Raw genomic sequence first — 21,983 nt, 5'->3', positions numbered from 1 at the left:
TAACACTGGCCGCACCAGCCAGGCGGAACCCTGGTACCAACGCGCCGCCAACACCGGAAACACCGACGCCATGAACAACCTCGGGATGCTGCTGGTAAACACTGGCCGCGAGACCGAGGCGGAACCTTGGTACCAGCGCGCCGCCGAAGCCGGGAACACCGAAGCCATGAACAACCTCGCAGTGCTGCTGCGGGACACTGGCCGCGAGACCGAGGCGGAACCCTGGTACCGGCGCGCCGTCGACGCCGGAAACACCAACGCAATGAACAACCTCGCACTCCTGCTGGAGAACACTGGCCGCGAGACCGAGGCGGAACCCTGGTACCAGCGCGCCGCCGAAGCCGGAAACACCAACGCAATGAACAACCTCGGCATGGTGCTGGAGGACGCCGGCCGCACCAACGAGGCAGAAACCTGGTACCGAAAAGCCACCGACGCCGGGAACACCGGCGCCATGACCAACCTCGGACTGCTGCTGGAGAACACCGGCCGCACCAACGAGGCAGAAACCTGGTACCGAAAAGCCACCGACGCCGGACAGATCAAGGCCATGAACAACCTCGGGGTGCTGCTGCAGACCACTGGCCGCGAGACCGAGGCGGAACCCTGGTACCAGCGCGCCGCCGACGCCGGACACACCCAAGCCATGAACAACCTCGCACTGCTGCTGCATAACACTGGCCGCACCAGCCAGGCGGAACCCTGGTACCAACGCGCCGCCAACACCGGAAACACCGACGCCATGANGGGCCGCCGCCCCGCCGCAGTCGTGGCGGGTGCACACGCAGTCCTCGCCGGTCCTGGTCTGCGGGACGCCGTGGCGACCACACCACCGTTACCGGTGTGCGCGGTGGTGCCGCGCAGGCGGGCCGGCCATTCCAGCGTGATTCGCAGGCCCCCAGATCCGGACCAAAGCCGGTCGGTCACCCGGACGTCCCCGAGCACCGCGAGGGGACCCGCGCCCGGTGCGGTGAGCCGTGTCAGGGGTGGCCCCGACCGGGCCCGCCGCGAGGGCGGCCAGCGCGTCGGCGTCCGCGTCGTCGGCGACCCAGCCCGACAGCCGGTCGGTGCCCTCGATGTCGTCGGCGAGGCCCAGCCACGGGGCATCCAGCCGGAACCTGCCTGTAGCGCCCCTCTCGCCGCGCACCAGCAGCGACGCCTGCCCCGCACCGGCGGGAAGGGTGATCTTGTCGTGGGCGAGCAGCCAGTTGACGACGTCGGCCCGGTCGAACTCCGGATGCAAGTCCGTCCCGGCGGCCTGGGCGGGGCAGCAGGTGGACGGCCGGGAGCCATGCTCTAGGTGAGGGCATGGACATCCGCATGTGGACTCCGTCGGCTGCCGGACTTGAGGAGTTGCGTCATCCCTGAGCGGAGTTCGCCGCGCAGCTGGTCGGCCGACCAGCCCGGTGCCATCTTCTCGGCGTCCTCGCCGAGTTCCTCCTCCCGTCCGGTCAGGCGTTTCTGGGCGGCGCGGCGGACCGCGTCGGAGATGGCCAGCACCCGGCGGTAGGCCATCGCCGCGGTGTGGGCGGCCTCCCCGAGGGCTTCGAAGAACGGCTCGGGCAGCGGCGGGTAACCGGACGTCATCAGCAACGACTCCCTCGGTCGGGACAGGCGGGTCAGCGGGCACGGGCCGCAGGGCCCGGCCGGTCCGGCGGCGGCTGGCCCGGGCGCGGCCGGGCCGGTACACCGGTAACAGGCGGGGCGGGCGGCAGGCCACGGTGTGCGGTCCGTGTCACCCGGCCGGTACGCGGCCTCAAGCCCTCCCCCGGCCGGCCGCCGGCCCGTGCGGCCGCGTCACACAGCAGCGCCAGGGCCTGGATCGCACAGCGGTGATAAACCTATTGGCATGGCGACGTTCATGGCCCTGTTCGACGGCGCGACAACCCCATGGAGAGCCGATCCCGTAGCACTGACACCGGCGATCCGCGCACTCTGGCCCGATGCCGAGGTCGATGCGTCCCACCGAAGCGAGGCGTGCGGTTTCCGATGGACTGCCGAGACGGAAGAAGGCCCCGTCGAGGCATACCTGCACGAGGACGGGACGTGCCTGTACCTGGACACATCCCTGGCAGACGCCGCGCGCCTTGCCTGTCTCTTCCGCCGCTTCGTCCCCCCGGACACGAGCTGGTCCTCTGCGACCAGGGATACAACTTTCACCTGGCGCTCATGCCTGGCATCGCCAACACCGAACTCATCGCACAGATGCACTCCGTCCGCTGACGCTGTCCCGTACGTCGCGCCACGGCCGCACCGTCAGCGGGGCAGCGCGGTGACCACCTGGACCAGACGAACGGTCGGGCGGGATCAGAAGCTACGGGGCGACGAGCCGGGCGGATCCGGCGGGGGCGGAGCCGGGCGCGGGCGGGCCGGTGCCGGTGCCGGTACCGGGCGCAGCGGCGGGCAGGCCACGGCCTGCAGCCCGCGTCACCCGGCCGGTACGCGGCTCCGGGCCCGCCCCCGGCCGGCCGCCGGCCAGGGCAGCGGCGTCGCGCAGCAGCACGGCCGCCTCCGCGGCGGCTCTCGCCTGCGCCCGGAACTCCTGCGCGCGGTGCCAGGCGGCGGCCTCCACCGCCTCCACCAAGGCGATCAGCAGGGTGAGGACGACCGCGGCGCCTCCCCCACGGCCGGCACGCGGGGCGTGCTCCAACGCCCGCGCGGCCGAGCGCCATCCGGCGCGGGCGCGGCCCTCCAGGCTGCGGGCGCCGGGGCGCGGGCGGCCTGCTCGAAGGCGTCGGCCGCCGCGCGGACACGGTCACGGACCAGAGCCGGGGCATGCTCGGCGGCGACAGCCAGGAAGTCACCGAGCGCGGCGACATCACCAGCACCGTCAGCTCGTCCGGCGCGGCCCAGAACGGCGGAGGCCTCCCGGATCCGTGCCTCGGCGAGCGCCCAGTCCACGGGCACGACATGCGACGACCTCGCCCTGAGCACATGGTTCAGGCACCGAGCAATGAAACTGGCCACTACTCACGCAGGCCCCTGGATCAAGGACTTGGACACAACCTTCTACGTCGCACTGTTCCTGCGCACTGCACAGCACTCGGTCCGCCGTCGCTGCCCCATCGTCTGCGCCTGAGGCCCACCTTCGCTCCCACTGGTCTCTCAGCGAAGATCATCCACCGGGCACGCGTCGCGAGCCGGACTCTTCCAGGGGCAGCGTTTGTCCGCCGGTTTGGACAGCGGCTGCGGATCTTGAGGCTACGTGAATACTCACGCGAATTAGCGGTGTCTGTGAGGCGTCACTGCCCAATGCGTGGCCGGGCGAGTCCGGCTCCGACCTTGGTCAGCATCTGGCCGAGGAGGTGGAGAGCTCGGGCCCGCGTCGGCACTCCGCGTGCTGTGCCCGTCCAGTAGGCGTCGGTGAGCTTCTCGGTCACCGCGAGGGCCTGACTGTCGTCGCAGGCGGCAAGCACGAGAACGAACCTCACGTAGTCGCCGATGTCGGTGCCCTGGAGGTGTTCATTCAGAATGGTGTGCAGGCGCGCCGTCAGGGCGGGCAGGGTGCGATCCGTTGGGAAGACGACGGCGAGGCCGGCCAGGGCCAGCCGAACTGCGGGGCATTCGGCCGGCCAGCGGTCGAGTAGGTCAGGGATGTGCGACAGGACTGCGTCGCAGGCACGGGCCTCACTGTCGGGATCGGCATGGTGCGGGGTGGCCGGCCAGGCCTCGGCAAGGTGGCGCTCGGCGACGGTGGCAGCGCTGAACAGCAGACCGACGGCTTGGAACCGGTGTCGGGCGGGAACCCGGTCGTCGATGGCCAGGGCCGCGAGCAGGTCCAGGCCGTCGGCGGTGGAGGGCTGGCAGGTGTCCTGGTGGAGGATCTCGCTGTAGAACTCGGCGAGGAAGGTCCGGTCGTCCCAGGCCGGGTCGGTCTCTGAGCCGAACAACATCGCAGCTTGGAGCGGCATGCGGTCCGGCAGACGATCGGCGACGACGTCCCGGAAGAGTCGCCGGATCGGCGGACCACAAGAGATCGCATCGTGCCGAATCTGCTCGGATGCGGCGTGCGTGGATTCCTTGATCACGCTCGGATCTTCACACCCCCCACCGACAACGCCCTGGGGCGCCGCTTACGGTCGTGCCGCAGCGCCGTCGAGCTCACTGCGCCTCCTGCCAGCACAGCGCGGCCAGCGGGAACTTGACCAGGCTCCGTGCATGTGCGAAGGGTTGAGCCCGGTCGGCCCCGAGTGGGTCATACCCGCCACCACCTCGAGGGAAGAGTCCTTCCATGCCTGCACACAGCGAGTTCGTGCTCGTCCGCCCTGACCCACGCCGCCTCGTGGTGCTTGCTGCCCCCGCAGTTCTCGTGGCGCTCAACCAAGGTCTCACCAGCAACGGCCAGGTGCTGCCGAGGCCGGTCTGGCTTGCCCTCGGGGCCGCATTCGCTGTCTTCTCCTTCGCCCTGCACTGGCTCCTCACCGTCTCGGTAGCGGACAGACACATCACAGTGCGCCGGGGCCTCACACCACAGCGGCTACCGCTCGCCGCCCTCGACCGCGTCGAGGTGAAGGAGGCGGGGCCCCTGGGGTATGTGATCCGCTGCCGTCAGGCCGGCGAACCGGAGCTCAAAGTCCCGCTGACCATGATGCGGCAGAACGATCAACGCCTGGTGATCGAGGCCATCCACGCTGCGGTCCGACCAGGTGTCCTACGGGGCGGGGCTGCCCCGCGGGCCTTCAGCAAGACGCCTTAAAAGCGTTTGGGCCCGCCTGGAGCGTTGGGATGTCGTCGGTCGAGAGCTCCGTGACGCCGTGAGTCAAGCTGCGTCAGTGGGACTGGCTGCGCTTGTGCAGGGCGGTACTCGCTCGGAACCGGAGGCGGCTGCACCGGTCCTTCTCATCAGGTGACGCGTCTCAGCAGTGGCGTGCGAGCCACCCAAGGTCCTCTGCTGCGAGCCAGAGAGCTATGCGGCCTTGCGCGGCTTCGTCCTGCGGATCCGTGGGGACGGCATCGGTCATGTGCGCCACCCTATAGAAGCCCGGAACCCGGCACCGCGAAGCCAGGCGAGGCGCGGGGCCGCGCAGGCGGTATGTCGTCCGGTCGGATGCGGGCCGCCACCTTGCGCCAGGCGGCTGCGAGCGGTGGGCTCGAAACCCGCTACGCCGATCCTGGCGGGAGCGCGTAGGGTGCGCATACCGCGGCGGGAGAGCTGTAGCGCAGCGGTAGACGCGCCCTCTAACCAAGAGGGAGGACGCCGGTTCAAATCCGGCCGCTCCCCCGCCGTGCCTGCCCACGAAACGGGCGCGCCGGGACAGATCTTGAACACCGGCGGCGGGTTGCGGCCGCCAGGCCGGGCGCAGCACCCGCCCCGGCACGGTCGTGTGGCGGCCGGTGCGGGCACGCCAGCAGTCCGGCCCCCTACGTGCGGGGTGCGTAGGGGCGCTCGATGCCGTGAACCTTCAACGCGCTCTCGTAGCGGTCCAGAAGCTCATCGATGCCGGCCAGAAGGAGGGTGGCTGCCTCGTAGGCCTCGTCGACGTCGCCCTGGGCGCAGGCCTCCACGATTTCGGCAACGTCGCTGCGGATGATCGACAGCGAGTCGCCCTGGATCAGTACCCCGGGGAAGCGGCGTGGTGGCAGGCGTACCACCGTGTCGTTGCCTGGTTCGGTGAGCAGTTCGGCCTCAATGAGTTTCATCGGATCATCCAACAGCAGGTGCCGGACCTCATCCAGCCGTAATCGTCACGGTTCGTCACCCCTGGGTGCCAGGTTGTTCCCGAAGCCTCATCGCGGGTCGCGAGGTGGCCCAGTGGCAGGGCCGGCATGCTGGCCAACGACGGATCGCGCTCCAGCAGGTGGGCTGCGTGAAGCAGCTGCGGGCGTCCGAACCAGCGTGGTTCGGCTCTCGAGAACGCCTGCCAGTCTCCGTCCTCATCGAGGTGCACCCGCATGACCGGCTGCCCACGGAACACGCGCTTGGACACGAACACGTAATCATCCGGGGAGAGCCCCTTTACCGGGCCACAGCCTTCGTGCGCGCCGCTGTCCATCTTCTCTCCCTGGTCGAAGGGCCCCATCTCAGCACACCCCTTGAACATGGGTGCATCGGGGCTTACTCAAGGAGGCGGCTCCGCCAGATCCGTCGGCCAGACCCTTAGAGGGTGTCTCACGTGGTGACTCTGCCTGACGGGGCACTTCACATGACCGGCGCTTGAGTTACCGTCAGCGTGGCTGCCCGGTGCCGGTCGGGCAGTGGCTTGTTGACCCTCACACCGTGTCAGGCGCTGAACTCGGAGACATCATGTTCACCATCGGAGACTTCGCCCGGCACGGCCGCGTATCGGTCCGCATGCTGCGTCACTACGACGCCACTGGACTGCTACGCCCGGCCCACGTCGACCCCACCACCGGCTACCGGTACTACTCGGCTGCCCAGCTGGCCCGCCTCAACCGCGTCATTGCTCTGAAAGACCTCGGCCTGACCCTCCTGCAGGTCCAGCAGATCCTGGACGAGAAGGTCACCACCGAAGAACTGCGCGCCATGCTGCGGCTGCGGCGGGCCGAGTTGGAGGTCGCAATGGCCGCCGCGGCGGCGCGGCTGGTCCAGGTCGAGGCGAGGCTCCGGTCGATCGAGAGCGAGGGGCACATGCCCACGAACGACGTCGTCTTCAAGAGCATCCCGGCGATCCGGGTGGCGGAGCTGACCGCGACCGCCGCGAGCTTCGAGCCCGAGGACATCGGCCCGGTCATCGGGCCGCTCTACGACGAGCTGTTCCGGTGCCTGGACACGGCCGGGGTAACGCCTGCGGGGCCTGGTGTCGCCTATTACGAGGATGCCCCGGAGGGCGGTGGCAGGATCAGCGTCCACGCCGCCGTCCAGGTCGCGGCCCCGCTCCAGGACGGCGCCTTCCGGGTGCTCGACCTGCCGCCCGTCGACCAAGCGGCGACCATCGTGCACCGTGGCTCGATGGACACCGTGCTGCCTACAGCCCAGGCCCTGGCCTTCTGGATCGACGAAAACGGGTACCAGTCAGCCGGATACCCCCGGGAGATCAGCCTGGAGTGCCCGGACAACCGCGACGACTGGGTGACCGAACTCCAGGCGCCGGTGACCAAGCCCTGAGACCCAGGGCCGTCGTCCCAAACAAGGCCCCCACGGGCTCGAGCGTCACGGCCGGGCAGTCGGTGGTCACAGTTGTCCGCGGCTGCCCGACCTTAGTTTGGCGAGCTTCTTGTAGCAGGTCAGCGCGGCGGCAAGACCGAGGAACGCAAGGAAGTGAGTGCCCTTTCGCTCGTACCGGACGGTGAGCCGGCGGTATCCGAACAGCCACGAGATCGACCGCTCGATCTTCCAGCGGTGGCGGCCGAGCCGTTCGCCGGACTCCCTTCCCGGGCGTGCGATCCGCGGGATCAGGCCGCGGTCGCGGAGCCAGGCCAGGTGGTCGGCGGAGAAGTACGCCTTGTCAGCGCGGATCTTGACCGGTCGCCGTCGGCGCGGTCCACGCCGGGAGCGGATGTCTGGTATCGCCAGGATCAGTGGCTTGAACGCCTGACTGTCGTGCAGGTTCGCCCCGGACACCGCGACGGCCAGCGAGATGCCCTGAGCGTCAGACAGGACGTGCAGTTTGCTGCCTTTCTTGCCGCGATCGACCGGATTCGGCCCGGTCAGGGTGCCCCCCTTTTCGCCCGGACGGACGCTGCGTCGGTAATCGCCGAAGTCCAGTCGACCTCGCCCCTGGCCCCGAGTTCATCCAGGACCGCGCGGTGCAGCCGGCGCCACAGGCCCGCCTTGGTCCACGCCGTGAACCGGCGGTGCGCCGTCGCGGAAGAGGTGCCGAACGTCGGCGGCAGATGCCGCCAGGCGCAGCCGCTGGTCAGGACGTACACCACAGCAGTGAACACCGCCCGCTCGTCACACGGAGCGGTCCCACCACCCTGCGGACGAGCAGCGAACGACGGCAGCAACGGGGCGACCAGCTCCCAGAGTTCGTCAGGGACCAGCCGCTGCGACAGATCAACACCCACAACCGCTCATGATGCCGCAGGCCATGCACCACGTGAGACATCCTCTTAAGGCAAATCTGATCCAACTGGCAAATGAAGTAGTGCAGTTGTCAATCAAAGACCAGTCGAAATATGACACCAATTCGGCAAGAAGTGCCTGAAACAAGACCCGGCAGCATGACACAGATCACATCAAATTAGTGCAGCTCCGTCAGGTCGCATGCCCTTAGGAGCAGGTGACACGGACTCCACAACGCGGCGGCTGTACCCGGTCATCGAAGCGGCTGGTTGAGCGCATCCGGGCCAGGAGCATTCATTCCTCGGGCTGGGTGGGGCGGAAACGTTTCGACCTCGCAGTTGGTGTATGGCTGCCATGGCGGAGGCATTGCGACGGTCCCCCATCGACGTCAGGAGACTCGCGGGGATCGCCGACGGCAGCGGGCGCAAGATCTGCACCGTTTAGCCCGGGCCTGCGGCGTCGACGGCGAGGTGCAGATCATCCGTTCCGTCATTGCCGGCATTGCACCGCAGCAGTGCGAATTGGGGCCGGGCTAGCCGCCGGGACAGGCCGCCGCGGTCCTCTGACCTGGCCGAACGTCGACGCCCGGTACCGGATCTGTCGGTCTTCTCATGTAGCGTCTCCGGAAGCTTGGGGGGAGTGGATCATGAGTGGTGGCAGCCCAGACCTGGATATGGATCCGATTGCGGTGCGGAACATCCAGGACGGTCTGCGTTCCGCGGTCGGGGAGTTGCGTGAGTTCGCGATGGGCACCTCGGCCGTTGCGGGTGGTGGTATGAGCCAGCTGGCCCCGACAGGCATGGAAGCCGGCCATCCATCGGTCGCGGCGGCGTTGGAGGGGTTCTGCGAACGCTGGGACATGAGCGTGGCCAGTCTCTTCGTCGTCACCAGTGGACTCGCCGAGCGCCTGGGTATCGGGGCCGGCTCGGTGTGGGAGCAGGACCAGTACCTGAAGGGCACTTTCAAGGTGGTGGTCAACGCCGGTATCGGCAACCCCTACGCCTCGAACGACGAGGTGGAGAAGAAGTCCTTGGAAGCGGTCCTGTCGGATCACGCGTTCAAGCGGGAGACTCCGGAGCAGGCGCGTCAGGCCAGGGAGGACTTCGACCGTACGTGGGCGGACACCAAGAAGGGCCTGCTCAACGAGGGTTTCGTGGGCGGCGTGGTGGAGGAGGTTGCCGAAGCGCAGGGCATGGACCGCGAGACCCTCGACCGCGTCCGTAACCCGCAGGGGACGGACCAGCAGGGTGGCGATCAGGACAGTGATCAGCGCGGGGATCAGGGGGGCGTTTCCCGATGAGCGGCGGCAACTGGCTGGAGAAGGGCGCGGCCCTCACGGGTGACGCGGTCGAGTGGCTTGGCGACAAGGCGGCGGACAAGCTGGAGGATGTCGGTTGGCAGGGGGGCGCCAACGCGGTCCGGAACACGGCGAACTCCGCTGCGAACCGTCTGGGCGCCGACGTCGGGGAGGTCGAGCTCGGCCAGAGCGACGATCCCAAGCAACTGGTCCACGGCAGCGCAAGCACCCTGCGGGCGACCGCCGGGCACCTGAATGACTTCCACGCGGCCTTCACCCGTACCGGGGAGGGCCTGAAGAAATTGGGCACGGACGGCATCAAGGGTGCCGCTGCCGATGCCTTTCGTGACTCCGTCCAGGAGAAGGCGCCGCGCTGGTTCGCGGCCGCGGCCGCCTTCGAGACGGCAGCCGACGCAGTGGGCCGCTTCGCCGACACGGTGACCTGGGCGCAGGGGCAGGCCAAGGAGGCGATCTACGAGTACAAGGCCGCCGTCAAACTGTCGCAGAACGCCCACGCCGCCTACTACAAATGGGTCAAGGACTACGAGTCGGCTGTCAAGGCCCAGCAGGATCCGCTGCCGGCCCGCCCCATGGGTTTCACCGACCCAGGTACGGAAGGCATCAAGGCCGCCCGGCAGAAGCTGGCCGAGGCGCGGCGCCAACGCGACGACGTCGCCCGCTCGGTGGCGCAGGCCCTGGAGAAGGCTCGGGACGCGGCGCCGAAGGTATCGGCAGCGGAGGCCACGCTGGTTGAGATAGTCCGTAAGGGCGCGGAGGTCGAACACTTTGTCGGCGGCATCGCCAAGGGTACGGCCGGCCTGGTCAACTTCGCCCGCGGGCTCGACCCCCACGACCCGTACAACATGAACCACCCGACCGTGGCCCAGATGGGCCTCAACAGCATGAGCGCTGGCTTCCTCACGGCGGCCAACGACCCTGGTGCAGCGGCCAAGGCCATGCTGGACAGCGCGATGAAAGACCCCTACGAGTTCGGCGGCACGCTCGTCCCGGAAGCCATCGGCCCCAAGGGGGGCGGCCTGCTGGCCGGTACCACCCGCAGAGCCACCACAGCAGCCAAACTCCTCGACGACGCGAAGCACCCGGACGGCAAGAAGCCGGGCGGCAGCCGCGGGGATCACGAGAAGGATCCGAACCACAACAGCAACCAGTGTGGCGACAACGTATGCGACGGCGACCCGGTGGACATGGCGACCGGCCGCATGCTGCTGCCGCAGACGGACATCACCCTTCCCGGATCCCTTCCCCTCGTGTTTCGGCGTACCTTCGACTCATCGCACCGTTCAGGTCGCTGGTTCGGTCCCACCTGGTCCAGCACGGTGGACCAGCGACTGGAGATCGACACGGAAGGCGTGGTCTTCAGCTGCGACGAGGGCAGCCTGTTGGCGTACCCTCACCCGGCCCCAGGCATCCCGGTGATGCCCACGCACGGCCGACGGTGGCCGCTGGACCGGGTCGAGGACGGCTACACCCTCACCGACCCTGATACCGGCAGGGTTTGGCACTTCGTCGATCACAGCGACGAGCTCGCGCTCCTGGCCCAGATCGACGACCGCAACGGGCGCTGGATCAGCTTCGAACACGACGAAGCGGGCGCACCGACCTCGATCGTCCACCACGGTGGATACCACCTGAAGCTCACCACGAGCGAAGGCCGAGTGACGGCCCTCCATCTCGCGGGAGCGGCTGCGGACGGTTCCGACCAGGAGATCCTCCGCTACGGCTACACCGACGGTCACCTGACCGAGGTCACCAATTCCTCCGGCCGCCCCCTGAGCTTCGACTGCGACGAACATGGCCGCATCACCGCGTGGACCGACACCAACGGCAGCCGCTACGACTACGTCTACGACGACCAGGACCGCTGCACCTACCAGTCCGGCACCAACGGCCACGTCGAATCGCGATTCACCTGGGGCGACCCGGACCCGGCGACCGGCCTGCGCACGACGACGATCACCGATGGCCTCGGCCACACGAAGCGCTTCGGGGTCGACGAGCGTTCCCATGTCGTCGCCGAGATCGACGCGCTGGGGGCGGTCACCCGCTTCGAGTACGACCGGCACAACCGACTGCTGTCCCGGACCGACCCGCTGGGCCACAGCAGCCGTTTCACTTACGGCGAGCACGGCCGAATATCGGTGATGGAGCGTCCGGACGGGCGGCAGGCCCGGTTCGAGTACGACGACAACCGGATGCCGATATGCATCGTCGGCGCTGACGGGAACGTCACCCGTCAAACCTTCGATGAGCGCGGAAACCGCACGTCGGTGACCACCCCCTCGGGCGCGACGACGCAGTTCGCCTACGACGCGGCCGGCCGGCTCATCTCGATGACCGATCCGCTCGGTGCTACCACCCGGCTGGTCCTGGACCCCCGGGGTCTCCCCCTCGAGGTCACCGATCCGTCGGGTGCCACGACCCGATACGAACACGACGCCTTCGGCCGGAGGATCCAGGTCACCGACGCCCTCGGCGCACAGACACGCATGGAGTGGACGGTCGAGGGCCGGCCTTCCAGGCGCACCGCACCCGACGGCACCGTGGAGTCCTGGACGTACGACGGTGAGGGCAACTGCCTCACCCACACCGATTCCATGGGCGGCACCACCCGCTTCGCGTACACGGACTTCGACCTGCTGACGGCCCGCACGGGCCCGGACGGGATTCGTCAGGAGTTCTCCTACGACACCAACCTGCGTCTGACGCGTGTGACCAACGCGCAGGGTCTGACCTGGGACTATGCCTACGACGCGGCGGGTCGGCTGGTCGCGGAGACGGACTTCGACGGCCGGGCTCTGAGCTACGACTACGACCCGTCGGGGCGTCTGACCTCACAGGTGAACGGTCTGGGTCAGCGCATCGACTTCACGCACAACGCCCTCGGCCAGGTGATCCGCAAAGAGGTCGCAGGCCACGGAGTCACAACCTTCGAATACGACATCTTCGATGAACTCGCGGTGGCTGCTGGCCCGGACGCCGGACTGGAACGCATGCGCGACCGCTACGGCCGCCTGCAATCCGAGAAGGTCAATGGCCGGACGCTGACATACCGATATGACGCAGTGGGCCGCAAGGTGGGAAGAACGACGCCCGGCGGTGCGGTCAGCGAATGGTCGTACGACGCGGCCGGCCGCAGGGCGAAGCTGACCACGTCCGGGCGTGACATCGCCTTCTCCTTCGATCTCCTGGGTCGTGAGGTGGGGCGCACCATATCGGACTTCGTGGCTCTGACGTCGTCTTTCGACGAGATGAACCGTTTGACGACTCAGGACGTCACTTCCGGAAGCCGCGGCCTCCAGCACCGCGCGTACACCTACGGCATGGGCGGCGGTCTCGTCGGCATCAGCGACGCACTCTCTGGTACCCGCGGCTTCGACGTGGACTCGGCCGGTCGCGTCACGGCCGTCCACGCCCACGGTTGGACCGAGAGGTACGCCTATGACGACGCCGGCAACCAGACGGAGGCCTCGTGGCCGGCAAGCCACCCGTCGCACTCCGCGACGGGTACCCGCACCTACGAGGGCACTCGGATCGTTGGTGCGGGCGCCGTCCGCTACGAACACGACGGCCAGGGCCGGATCGTGCTGCGCCAGAGAACGCGGCTGTCCCGGAAACCCGACACCTGGCGCTATGAGTGGGACGCGGAGGACCGTCTCACCGCGGTGACGACACCGGACGGCACGGTCTGGCGGTACGCGTATGACCCCCTGGGCCGAAGAATATCCAAGCAGTCCCCCCTCCGAGACCGTCCACTTCACCTGGGACGGCACGAACCTCTGCGAAGAGACCACTGCGAACGTCGTCCTGACTTGGGACCACGCGGGCCAACGGCCCGTCTCCCAGACGGAACGCCGCACGGACACCGACGAGGAACGCTTCTTCGCCATCGTGACCGACCTGATCGGCACCCCGACCGAACTCGTCGACGAGTCGGGCGAGCTGGCCTGGCGAACCCGCGCCACCCTCTGGGGTACGACGACGTGGAACCGCGACGCCACGGCATACACCCCGTTCCGTTTCCCGGGCCAGTACTTCGACCCCGAATCGGGACTCCACTACAACTACTTCCGCTACTACGACCCCGAATCGGCCCGCTACCTCAGCCAGGACCCCCTCGGCCTCGCCCCGGCCCCGAACCCGACAGCCTACGTCCACAACCCCCTGTTGTGGGCGGATCCCCTCGGCCTCCTCCCCTGCAAAAAGAACGAGCCGGACGACCCTACGTGGGGCGGCAGGGTCGTCTACGGCAAACCGGACGCAGAGGGACGCCCTACAGCGATGCACGCCACGCTGGGGCCGGACATGATGGGGAAGAACCCTACGGATCCGCACGGTGATCCGCCGGGTTGGCAGACGGACGCAGGGTACAACCGGGCCCACCTCCTTGCTGCACAACTCGGCGGATCCAACTGGGATCCAGCGAATTTCGTCACCATGCATGCCTACGCGAATTCCCCCGTCATGCGGAAAATCGAGAATCAAGTAAGGGCCGCGGTGGAGGCTGGGGAGACAATCCAGTACAGCGTCACCCCCCGATACAACGGGACTGATAAAATCCCCACCGGGGTATACATCGAGGCTTATGGATCAAATGGCTTCACGTTCACCCAGCACTGGAGTACTGGAATAACCGAATCAGGCAACACTGCATTCATTCCCAATCAGCCGAAGGAATGACAAGATTCGTCGAGCAGGTGCGACTCGCCCGCCCCTGCTCGCCTACCATCGTCCCGTCCGTCCGGACTCGCTAACCCTGAGGAACAGGACCCCGCCGTGAGCAACGCCCTTGCACGTCTCCTCGAAATCGCCCCACCGCCGAGCCAGCCCCGCGACAAGGATTGGGGTGAGGTCGAACGTATCCTCGCATTCGAACTCCCCGACGACTACAAGGAACTCATCGGCGTCTACGGAGGAAGCAACTGGGACAACTACCTCTACGTCCTGGAGCCCGACTGTCCCAACAAGCACTACGACCTCCTCAAGTGGGCCAAGTACCAGTTCGAAGACCTGCAAGACCTGTGGACGGTCGAGAAGAAGCCAGCAGAACTGGAGACCGAGGGATCCGTGCTCATCCCATGGGCGACCACGGACAACGGAGAATGTCTGTACTGGCTCGTTCTTCCGGGCGTTGAGCCGAACGAATGGACCGTCATGGTGAACGAGGTGAGCGACCGATGGGAACACTTCCCCGTATCGTGCACGCAATTCCTCGCCTCCGTCCTTACCGGAGAGCTGCAGTCAACTGTTCTCTCCTCATTGTTCCCCTTGGCCACACATGAATTCCGCCGACTCGGTCCGGCGTGACGGTCCGGCGCTCTGCCGACACGAGCATCCTCGGTCCGGCGGGGTTCCGGGCGGTCGCTGTTACACCTGACGGCGCGGCAACCGGGGCACGGCCTTCTTCGCGCCGCCCTGCTGCACAGGGCGGGAGCAGAAACGGCCTGCTGATCAGCTCCACCTATGCGGGCATCGTGCTGCCCCGGCCCACCGTCATCGAGGTCGCGTCGGCGAAGCCGTGCAAGATGCGGCGCCGCCCGTCGGGAGCGCGCTAGTGCCGTGGAGCCCGGAACACACCTGGCGCGCCCTGCGAGCCCAGCACAAACCCGCCGAGGGCCACGGACAGAACCACGTTCAACTTCTCGGTCCCGACGAGCACCCTCGTCAGCGGTCCTTCCGCGGCAGGAGCACTCGCCCCTGGGTCGGGCGGACGGACTCCAGCAACAACTGATCGGCGGCGGGCGGCGTTGGGGTACCCGCAGCACGGTGCGCGGCCACCAGGCGGTCGGCGAGCACGACGTCTCCGAGACTCCGGCGGCCAGGCGAGGCTTCGGTTTCGCCTGGCGCCGTGTCACTCGGGGTTTCCGTTGGGGTGATCATGCACCCATTCCAGCCCTCCAAGGTCGAGACAGCCTCTGGCTCGGGTCACCGCAACGTAGGCGAGACGTGCCTCTGCGTCGTCGATGGGGCCGGGTACGGGACGGCCTTGGGCGTCAGGTTCTTCAGCGTCCTTTGGTGGCCTGAAGTCGTTGCCGATCTGTACCGTTGGCCATTCACGACCCTTGGCCTTGTGGGCTGTGGAGACGGTCACCTGCGCATGTTGTTCGTCAACGAGTTGGCTGACTGCGGCCAGGAGCGCGTCGGGGGTGTGGGTGTCGATCAGGTCGACGAAGGGCTGGAGGTCGGCGCCAGCAGGGTCGTAGGCGGCGTAGTCCTGCAGTTCACCCCAGGAGGGGAAGAGGAAGAGTTCAGGGTGGCTGGTGGGACGGCCGTTCTTGAGGTCTCGGGCAGCGAGCGCGAGACTGCGCAGGCTTTCCCCGCCGCCGGTGAGGGCGACGCGGCGGCCGGCCTGGAGGTGGGTGAGGACCTGGGTCATGGCGCCGATGTTGGTGCGGCACAGGACGGCGTCGGGAGTCTCGACGGTGTCGAGCCGGGTGGGGATGGCCTCGGTGCCCTGGAGGCGGATGGGTGCTCCGGCGAGGGCGAGCCATCGGTTGGCTTCGCGGGCGAGGTGCGGGCCGAAGCGGAAGGACTGTGTCAGGGCCAGGGGGGTGCCGTCGAAGCGGGTCATGACGTCCGTGGCGCCGCGCCAGCCGTAGATGGCCTGGGCGGAGTCTCCGACCATGATGAGCTGGGCGTGTCCGCGCTGGGCGGTGAAGACCTGCTCGACCACGGGGTTGGTGTCCTGTGCCTCGTCCAGGAGGAGGAAGTCGGCGTCGATCTTCGGCTCGGAGAGGGCCCACATCTTCAGGTAGTGGTCGTGTTCGAAGCGGACAACACCCTGTTCGGGGCGCTGCAGGTCCTCCCAGGCTTTGCGGGCGAACGGGAGAACGGTGGCGGCGAGTTGGTTGTGGTGGTCGGCGTTGTCCAGGCCGCGCAGGTGCGGGATGTGCCGGCTGGTGATGGCGGGGTCTGCTGAGTAGCAGAACCTGGAGAGGGTCTTCAGGACGGTGTGGGAGAGGACCTTGACCGAAAGGTCGTTGTCTCCGACACGGACGGGTCTGGTGATACCGAGGGCTTGTCCGGTCTTCCAGCTGGGCTGGCGTGCGCTGCCCAGGCGGGACCGGTAGCGGTGGCCGACCGCGGCGTAGGCGAGGGAGTGTGCGGTCTTGCACGTGACGTGGGCGGGGAAGCGGCTGGCGGCGTCCAGCGCGATGGCCTTGTTGAAGGCCAGGTAGCGGCCGCGGCGTCTGGTTCCCGTGGCGAGCAGCGCCAGGGTGGAGGTCTTCCCGGTGCCGGGTCTGTCAATCGAACGGTGTAACCAGGGTGTTCGAGGTTACTGACGTGCTGCGGAGAGGCGGCCGTCGAAGGTGATGTCGAAGGCGTTCAGGGCGGTCTTCCAGCGCATGGTCCAGCGGGCCTGGCCCTTCCCGGTGGGGTCGAGGGACATGATCGCCATGTAGACGCATTTCAGGGCGGCGGTCTCGTTCGGGAAGTGCCCGCGGGCCTTGACCGCCCGCCGGATCCTGGCGTTCACGGACTCGATCGCGTTCGTGGTGCAGACGATGCGGCGGATCTCGGTGTCGAACCGCAGGAACGGGGTGGACTCCTCCCAGGCGTTCTCCCAGAGCCGGACGATCGCCGGATACTTCCTGCCCCAGGCGTCGGCGAACTCCGCAAAACGCTCCAGTGCGGCCTCTTCGGTCGCGGCGGTGTAGACCGGCTTGAGGAGCTTGGCGATCTTGTCCCAGTCCTGGCGGGCCGCATAGCGGAAGGAGTTCCGCAGCAGGTGGACCACGCAGGTCTGGACAGTGGTGCGGGGCCAGACGGTCTCGACCGCGTCGGGCAGGCCCTTCAGACCGTCGCAGACCAGCATCAGGACGTCGTTCACGCCGCGGTTCTTGATCTCGGTGAGGATGTGCATCCAGTGCTTGGCGCCCTCGCCGCCGTCGCCAGCCCACAGCCCCAGGATGTCCCGCCGGCCCTCGACGGTGACGGCCAGGGCGACGTAGATAGGCCGGTTGGCGACGGCTCCGTCACGGATCTTCACATGGATCGCATCGATGAACACCACCGGATAGACGGCGTCCAGGGGCCGGTTCTGCCATTCGGCCATGCCGTCCATGACCTTGTCGGTGATCGTGGAGATCGTCTGGCGGGAGACCTCGGCGCCATAGACCTCCGCGAGGTGGGCCTGGACCTCGCCCATGGTCAGGCCCTTCGCGGACAGCGATATGACCATCTCGTCCACGCCCGTCAGGCGCTTCTGCCGCTTCTTGACGATCTTCGGATCGAAGGATCCGTCGCGGTCGCCGGGCACGGATATCTCCACCGGCCCGACCTCGGTCAGGACGGTCTTCGCGCGGGTGCCGTTGCGGGAGTTGCCGCCGTTCTTCCCTGCCGGGTCGTGCTTGTCATAGCCGAGATGGTCGGTGATCTCGCCTTCCAGGGCGGACTCCAGCAGCCGCTTCGTCAGCTGCTGGAGCAGTCCGCCCTCGCCGGTCAGCTGCAGGCCCTCGGCCTGAGCCCGGGACACCAACTCGTCGATCAGCCGGTCATCCACCGCCTTGGCCCGCTGCGGCGCAGCCGCCTCGACGGCCTCGGTCACGTTCTCACTGGTCATCGATGCATCTTCCTTGATCGGGAGTTACACCGAACGATTTACAGTCCCGTTCGTAGCGGACGGCGCGGGCGGTGGGGCGGGCGCGGAAGGTGACCCGGCACACCTCCTCGCCCGCTGTCTCCTCCAGCTCGCGCAGGCAGGTGTTGACCGCGAGGGTCTTCCCGAAGCCGGCGCCCCCGTGGATACACATCATCGCCCGTGCCGCGACCGTGTCCGCGATGTTCTCCCTGGCGGTCAGCAGAGCACGCGTCGTCACGACCTGGGCATCGGGCAGATCGACGTACTGGTAGGTGGAGGCTGTCACCGCGAGCCTCCCCCGCCGCTCGTGTCGGTACCGGCATCGTCCTGGTCGGGAGCGCTGGCCGTGTCGGGGTGGTGAGTGTCGGCGGTGTCTGAGCAGGGCGGACGTCAGCGGTCGTGGCTTCCGCAGGGGCGCGGCGGGTGCGGGCGGCGAGGGAAGGCGGCGTGCGCCAGCCGACGGGCGGCGCGGCAGGCGGGATCAGGTCCGGCAACGCCAGCCGCGACAGATCCGACCGCCCGGCAGCCGCCAGCTCCACGCCGGCCTCCGCCTCGGTCACTGCCCCCAGCCGCTGGGGCTGCTCAGCGCTGGTGACCGCCGAGTACCGCTCGCGCTGGCGGCGGCCCGCCGCCGTCAGGGCCCGTGTGAGACTGCGTTTCTCCGCGGACCGGCTGCGGCGCAGCGCGGCACGCTGCTCAGGCGTGGCCGCATCGGCCAGATAGGCGGGGCCCAGGTAGATGTCCGTGGCGGCGGCGAAGACCTCGATCTCGTGATCGTGATGCGGGATGTGGCGGACGCGCACCTTCAGGCCGTCGCCAGCCATTCCGGTCATCCAGTCGGCGACGTAGTACCTGTTACGCCAGCGCACGCCGCTGGTGGTGAGCGTGCGTGCCCTGCCGTCGTCTTCGAGGGTGAAAGCCCACAGCAGGGCGGGGTCCACGTCCTCCACCGGCGTCGGGTCGGCCTCCCACGCAACCAGAGGGGTACGGCCGTCCAGGGCCTGCGAGGTGTGCTCGGTGTTCCACCACGCCACCCAGTCCAGCAGGATCTCGACGAACGCGGTGAACGGCAGCGGCTGCGTGGTGTCCTGGGACCGGTCACGGGGACGCAGTCCGTCCGTGGGCCGGTGGGAGAAGCGGGGCAGTGAGGCGAACAGCATCCTCTGTGCGCACCGGTTGAGATTCTCGACCGTGCCCTTCAGATGAGGGTGGTAGGCCTCCACCGGGTAGACCGGGACGGCGAACGCGGCAAGCGCGGAAGCGACGGCGGCGGACAGGAAGTCTTGGCCCCTGTCGATCCGTACGAGCGAAGGAAGACCACCGATCGGTCCGTACGGGCCGTCGCTGTCGCGAGACAGGGCGATCCTGAGCGCGGCCAGGATCGCGTCCCTGGAGGGCTGGTGCGGGGTGACTGCCGCTCCGGTGATCGCGTTCGTCGCGCAGTCGATGAACCAGGTCACCCAGGGGAAGACCAGCTCACCGTCGAGTTCGACCTCGACCGGGACATGCTTGTGATCGCCCTCCCAGCACGCGTTGCGCCACTCCCTCGGCCGGCGCAGGTGGACATCGTGGCGACGACGTGCCCGCTCACCGCCCGCCAGTGCCGCCCGCTGTCCCGGGTTCAGGTCCCGGCGGACCGCTCGGTGCAGCGTCGCCAACGACGGCACCTGAGCCACCAGACGCGCGACGTCGGCCTCCGTACCGGCTGCGGCCCGTGCCTCGGCCAGCAGCTCCCGGTGTACCGCGGCGGCGTTCCCACACCACCTCACCAGCCGGGCGTGGACATCCTCGGTGATGGTGAAATGTTCCCGCTGGCGGGCGTCGGCGCGGCCCTCCTGCCGGGCTGCGGCCAGCCACCGCCACACCGTCCGCAAGGACACCCCCGCCCCCGCAGCGACGAGACGGGCATGCTCCGTTCCCAGCTCGCCCCTGGCCTGAAGTGCCAGCAGACGCGACACCGCTTGCCGGCGGGCCAGCCCGACGGGAACCGCCCGCCCGGAACGGCATCGCCCCCGCCACCGGTGCCCTGCGACGTACTCCCGTCCATCTCGGCCCCCTCCCCATCCGCCTGCCCCTCCACAGGGCGGCTCCCTCCCCCATCAAGCCCTGTTCCGCAGTCCGGTGACATCACAATCCGCATTCCCCTGACACCACCAGGCCCCAGCAGGTAACACATCACGGCCCCGGGAGACGGATCAGCGGTGGCACCGCCCAACCAACCGAAACCACCCCGGACAACCCGTTCAAGGAACCTGCAACACCCTGTCCAGGGAAAACGTCATCCCCTGTCACTACTTCAGACGCGGTGCAGTGTCACCGGACCAACCACCCCGAACCCGCAAACAGACCACACGACACCCCTGCTGCCAGTGACAACCCGCCACTCCCCCAGTGACAACAAACCGCAGATTCGCAGCTGCACACGAGGACGGAGACAGCATGCTGATGGATCTCGGCTAGCGCGTCCCTCCCCGGTGCCGCGGTACCGGCCAGGGGCTCGGTGTCTGCGGGGTCGGAGGAGAGCGTGCTCCGCCCCCCATGAGCGTGCAGCACGGACCTCGCCGGCAGTGCGCGACGCAGCGACCGGCGGATGGCCGCGCGAGCACCAGGCCGGCCCGGCGGCGCGTCCACGGTCTCGCAAGCGGCCCCGTACCCGCACAGCGCTCGGCAGGCTCCGAAGGCGGCCAGGCGCTCGCCGAGAGAGTCGGGATGGACCCCGACCCCATGGAGACCCCGAGTCCGCACCCGCAGGCACCCTGGATCGACCTGACCCGCGGGCCGAAGCGCAGCACACCGGGCCGGCCCGAGGCCGGGCGGCCCCGGCAGTACTGCGTCCCGCCCGGCCGGGACGGAGCCCGGCCCGTCGCAGAGACTGTGACCGCCCGGGTAGGCCCCGCGCTTCCCCTGCACCGCCGTTCGCGGCCCTGACCTGCAATTCCCCACGCAGCAATCGCGGTTGACGCGCTGCGGCACGCACCGGTTTGCTGGGCCGATGACCGACCTACGCATCCAAGGGGTGGACGACGACGCCTCGATCCACGGCTGGCAGTACGTCCACAACCTGATCATCCCCGGGGACGTGCTGTCTCTCGACGACGTCCGTGCCCGCGCCGACCGCAACCGTATGGAGGTCGCCTACCTCGGCGACACCTTGGCCGGCTGCACCACCGTGCGCCCGCCCACCGGCGACAACGGCGCCACCGCCACGGTCATCGCCCGCGTCCTGCCCGAGTACCGCCGCCGCGGCCTCGGCACCCGCCTCTACCAGCGTGCCCTGGGCCAGGCCAGCGCGTTGGGCGCCCAGGTCATCGAGACCGTGGTGCTGGCCTCCAATCCGGACGGACTGCGCTTCGCCGAGCAGCACGACTTCATCGAGGTCGAACGCTACCTGCTGCGCGAAAGCGACACCGTGCCCTGGATCGACCTGCGCCTGACCTGACTCGCAGGACCGGAGCGCAGCGCTGGATGCTGCCGACCGGGGCGGTGTAGGCGACGTGTGACGGCTGCCGGTCCTGCCCTCGGTCGACAGCGCCACGGGGGCTGGGAGCAGCCCGTCCTGAGGCGGCTCCCCGCACTCGCGGGGTGTCCTTGGGAGTTACGCCGGTGCCCAGTCGGACGGCTCGGCCCGCCGTCGCGCGGCCGCAGCGACAGGCTGGCAGAAGTCCTGTTTCGTCACGCGCCCGGTGGCACAGCAGCGGCCACGACGGGGCCTGCCGTCCTTCCCCTGCTGGTGCCGCATCAGGCTACCTTCGCCCTGTGGCACCGCTGGAAAACTCGTCGGGATGGTGTCCCCAGCACGGCCGAGGATGGTCCCTTCCTGCCCCCTGATGGGTGTGTGGGCGAATGTCGGGTCGGGGTCTGGAGGGTTCCTTCCCTGCCTGCTGCGAGGGCCGCAGTAGCCCACTCCACCGATCGCCATATGCCGTCTGACCTGGCCTTTAATCCCCGCCGTTCCTATCATCGGTCTCGGTCGAAAGGGGGGCCGGATGGACCGGACCGTACGCACCGTCGAGGACGTTCTCGCGCTCCTGGACGGACTCTTCACATCTGAATCCGAGGCCGGCCGCTTGGTGACAGGCGACGGAAAGGGCTTCTGGGACGGCTTCTATGCCGACCGGTCG

13 protein-coding genes, 1 tRNA gene and 5 pseudogenes are annotated in these 21,983 nt (G+C 68.4%); 9 read left to right on the top strand and 10 right to left on the bottom strand.

Annotated elements, in window-relative coordinates; all coding sequences use genetic code 11:
• A pseudogene (locus AAT21_RS39995) lies at nt 1-746 on the top strand (tetratricopeptide repeat protein); the annotation flags it as partial.
• Between the two features lie 89 nt (nt 747-835).
• Here the strand turns inward: AAT21_RS39995 and AAT21_RS39000 are convergent.
• The 4 genes from AAT21_RS39000 to AAT21_RS15190 all read right to left on the bottom strand — a co-directional run bounded on the left by AAT21_RS39000 (nt 836) and on the right by AAT21_RS15190 (nt 4,028).
• A complete protein-coding gene (locus AAT21_RS39000; RefSeq protein WP_235438802.1) occupies nt 836-1,243 on the bottom strand; it encodes a hypothetical protein in 408 nt (135 codons plus the stop codon).
• A gap of 53 nt (nt 1,244-1,296) precedes the next feature.
• The gene (locus AAT21_RS15200) at nt 1,297-1,587 is read right to left on the bottom strand and encodes a hypothetical protein (protein WP_046777046.1); all 291 of its coding nucleotides are present in this window, start codon (nt 1,585-1,587) and stop codon (nt 1,297-1,299) included.
• Nucleotides 1,588-2,314: 727 nt separating this feature from the next.
• Nucleotides 2,315-2,650, bottom strand: coding sequence for a hypothetical protein (locus AAT21_RS36785; RefSeq protein ID WP_046777045.1), 336 nt, complete (start codon nt 2,648-2,650; stop codon nt 2,315-2,317).
• 592 nt (nt 2,651-3,242) lie between these two features.
• Entirely contained in the window at nt 3,243-4,028 is a 786-nt protein-coding gene (locus AAT21_RS15190) for a hypothetical protein (protein ID WP_046777044.1), read from the bottom strand.
• 203 nt (nt 4,029-4,231) lie between these two features.
• On the opposite strand from AAT21_RS15190, the gene AAT21_RS15185 reads away from it, so the two are divergent.
• Both AAT21_RS15185 and AAT21_RS15180 read left to right on the top strand, forming a co-directional pair.
• Nucleotides 4,232-4,696 carry a hypothetical protein gene (locus AAT21_RS15185; protein ID WP_046777043.1) on the top strand — a complete coding sequence of 155 codons (465 nt, stop codon included), beginning with the start codon at nt 4,232-4,234 and terminating at the stop codon, nt 4,694-4,696.
• 451 nt (nt 4,697-5,147) lie between these two features.
• A tRNA-Gly gene (locus AAT21_RS15180) sits at nt 5,148-5,221 on the top strand.
• A gap of 140 nt (nt 5,222-5,361) precedes the next feature.
• Here the strand turns inward: AAT21_RS15180 and AAT21_RS15175 are convergent.
• The gene (locus AAT21_RS15175) at nt 5,362-5,640 is read right to left on the bottom strand and encodes a DUF6959 family protein (RefSeq protein ID WP_046777042.1); all 279 of its coding nucleotides are present in this window, start codon (nt 5,638-5,640) and stop codon (nt 5,362-5,364) included.
• A complete protein-coding gene (locus AAT21_RS15170; protein ID WP_157879708.1) occupies nt 5,637-6,020 on the bottom strand; it encodes a hypothetical protein in 384 nt (127 codons plus the stop codon). Before AAT21_RS15170 ends, AAT21_RS15175 begins: the two co-directional genes overlap by 4 nt.
• 224 nt (nt 6,021-6,244) lie before the next feature.
• On the opposite strand from AAT21_RS15170, the gene AAT21_RS15165 reads away from it, so the two are divergent.
• Complete coding sequence (locus tag AAT21_RS15165) at nt 6,245-7,066, top strand: MerR family transcriptional regulator (RefSeq protein WP_046777040.1); 822 nt, start codon at nt 6,245-6,247, stop codon at nt 7,064-7,066.
• A 66-nt stretch (nt 7,067-7,132) separates the two neighbouring features.
• On the opposite strand, the gene AAT21_RS35655 is transcribed toward AAT21_RS15165, so the two are convergent.
• Nucleotides 7,133-7,968, bottom strand: a protein-coding gene (locus AAT21_RS35655) for an IS5 family transposase (RefSeq protein ID WP_107081270.1) whose coding sequence is annotated in 2 segments (ribosomal slippage) — nt 7,133-7,626 and nt 7,626-7,968 — 837 coding nt in all. Because the reading frame shifts where the segments join, the coding sequence is not laid out codon by codon here.
• A 644-nt stretch (nt 7,969-8,612) separates the two neighbouring features.
• Between AAT21_RS35655 and AAT21_RS15150 the strand changes: the two genes are divergently transcribed.
• The 3 genes and pseudogenes from AAT21_RS15150 (at nt 8,613) to AAT21_RS15140 (ending at nt 14,588) form a co-directional block, all read left to right on the top strand.
• Nucleotides 8,613-9,266, top strand: a complete 654-nt coding sequence (locus AAT21_RS15150; RefSeq protein ID WP_046777037.1) for a hypothetical protein — start codon at nt 8,613-8,615, stop codon at nt 9,264-9,266.
• A pseudogene (locus AAT21_RS38995) lies at nt 9,263-13,961 on the top strand (putative T7SS-secreted protein). The gene AAT21_RS15150 and the pseudogene AAT21_RS38995 overlap by 4 nt, the downstream one beginning before the upstream one ends.
• A gap of 96 nt (nt 13,962-14,057) precedes the next feature.
• The gene (locus tag AAT21_RS15140) at nt 14,058-14,588 is read left to right on the top strand and encodes an SMI1/KNR4 family protein (RefSeq protein ID WP_046777036.1); all 531 of its coding nucleotides are present in this window, start codon (nt 14,058-14,060) and stop codon (nt 14,586-14,588) included.
• A gap of 544 nt (nt 14,589-15,132) precedes the next feature.
• Here the strand turns inward: AAT21_RS15140 and AAT21_RS15135 are convergent.
• From AAT21_RS15135 to AAT21_RS15125, 3 genes and pseudogenes are all read right to left on the bottom strand, one after another.
• A pseudogene (locus tag AAT21_RS15135) lies at nt 15,133-16,518 on the bottom strand (UvrD-helicase domain-containing protein); the annotation flags it as partial.
• Nucleotides 16,519-16,557: 39 nt separating this feature from the next.
• Entirely contained in the window at nt 16,558-17,844 is a 1,287-nt protein-coding gene (locus AAT21_RS15130; protein ID WP_046777035.1) for an IS256 family transposase, read from the bottom strand.
• Nucleotides 17,845-18,314: 470 nt separating this feature from the next.
• Nucleotides 18,315-19,820 (bottom strand): annotated as a pseudogene (locus AAT21_RS15125) (Mu transposase C-terminal domain-containing protein); the annotation flags it as partial.
• Nucleotides 19,821-20,854: 1,034 nt separating this feature from the next.
• Between AAT21_RS15125 and AAT21_RS15115 the strand changes: the two are divergent.
• Nucleotides 20,855-21,301 carry a GNAT family N-acetyltransferase gene (locus AAT21_RS15115; RefSeq protein WP_046777034.1) on the top strand — a complete coding sequence of 149 codons (447 nt, stop codon included), beginning with the start codon at nt 20,855-20,857 and terminating at the stop codon, nt 21,299-21,301.
• A 547-nt stretch (nt 21,302-21,848) separates the two neighbouring features.
• Nucleotides 21,849-21,983: pseudogene (locus AAT21_RS15110) on the top strand (SAM-dependent methyltransferase); the annotation flags it as partial.

The sequence above is a fragment of the Streptomyces yangpuensis genome, from assembly GCF_001005295.1.
GTDB lineage: Bacteria > Actinomycetota > Actinomycetes > Streptomycetales > Streptomycetaceae > Streptomyces > Streptomyces yangpuensis.
The sequence above is the reverse complement of the archived record's forward strand: the minus strand, read 5'-3'. Positions and strand labels throughout refer to the sequence as shown.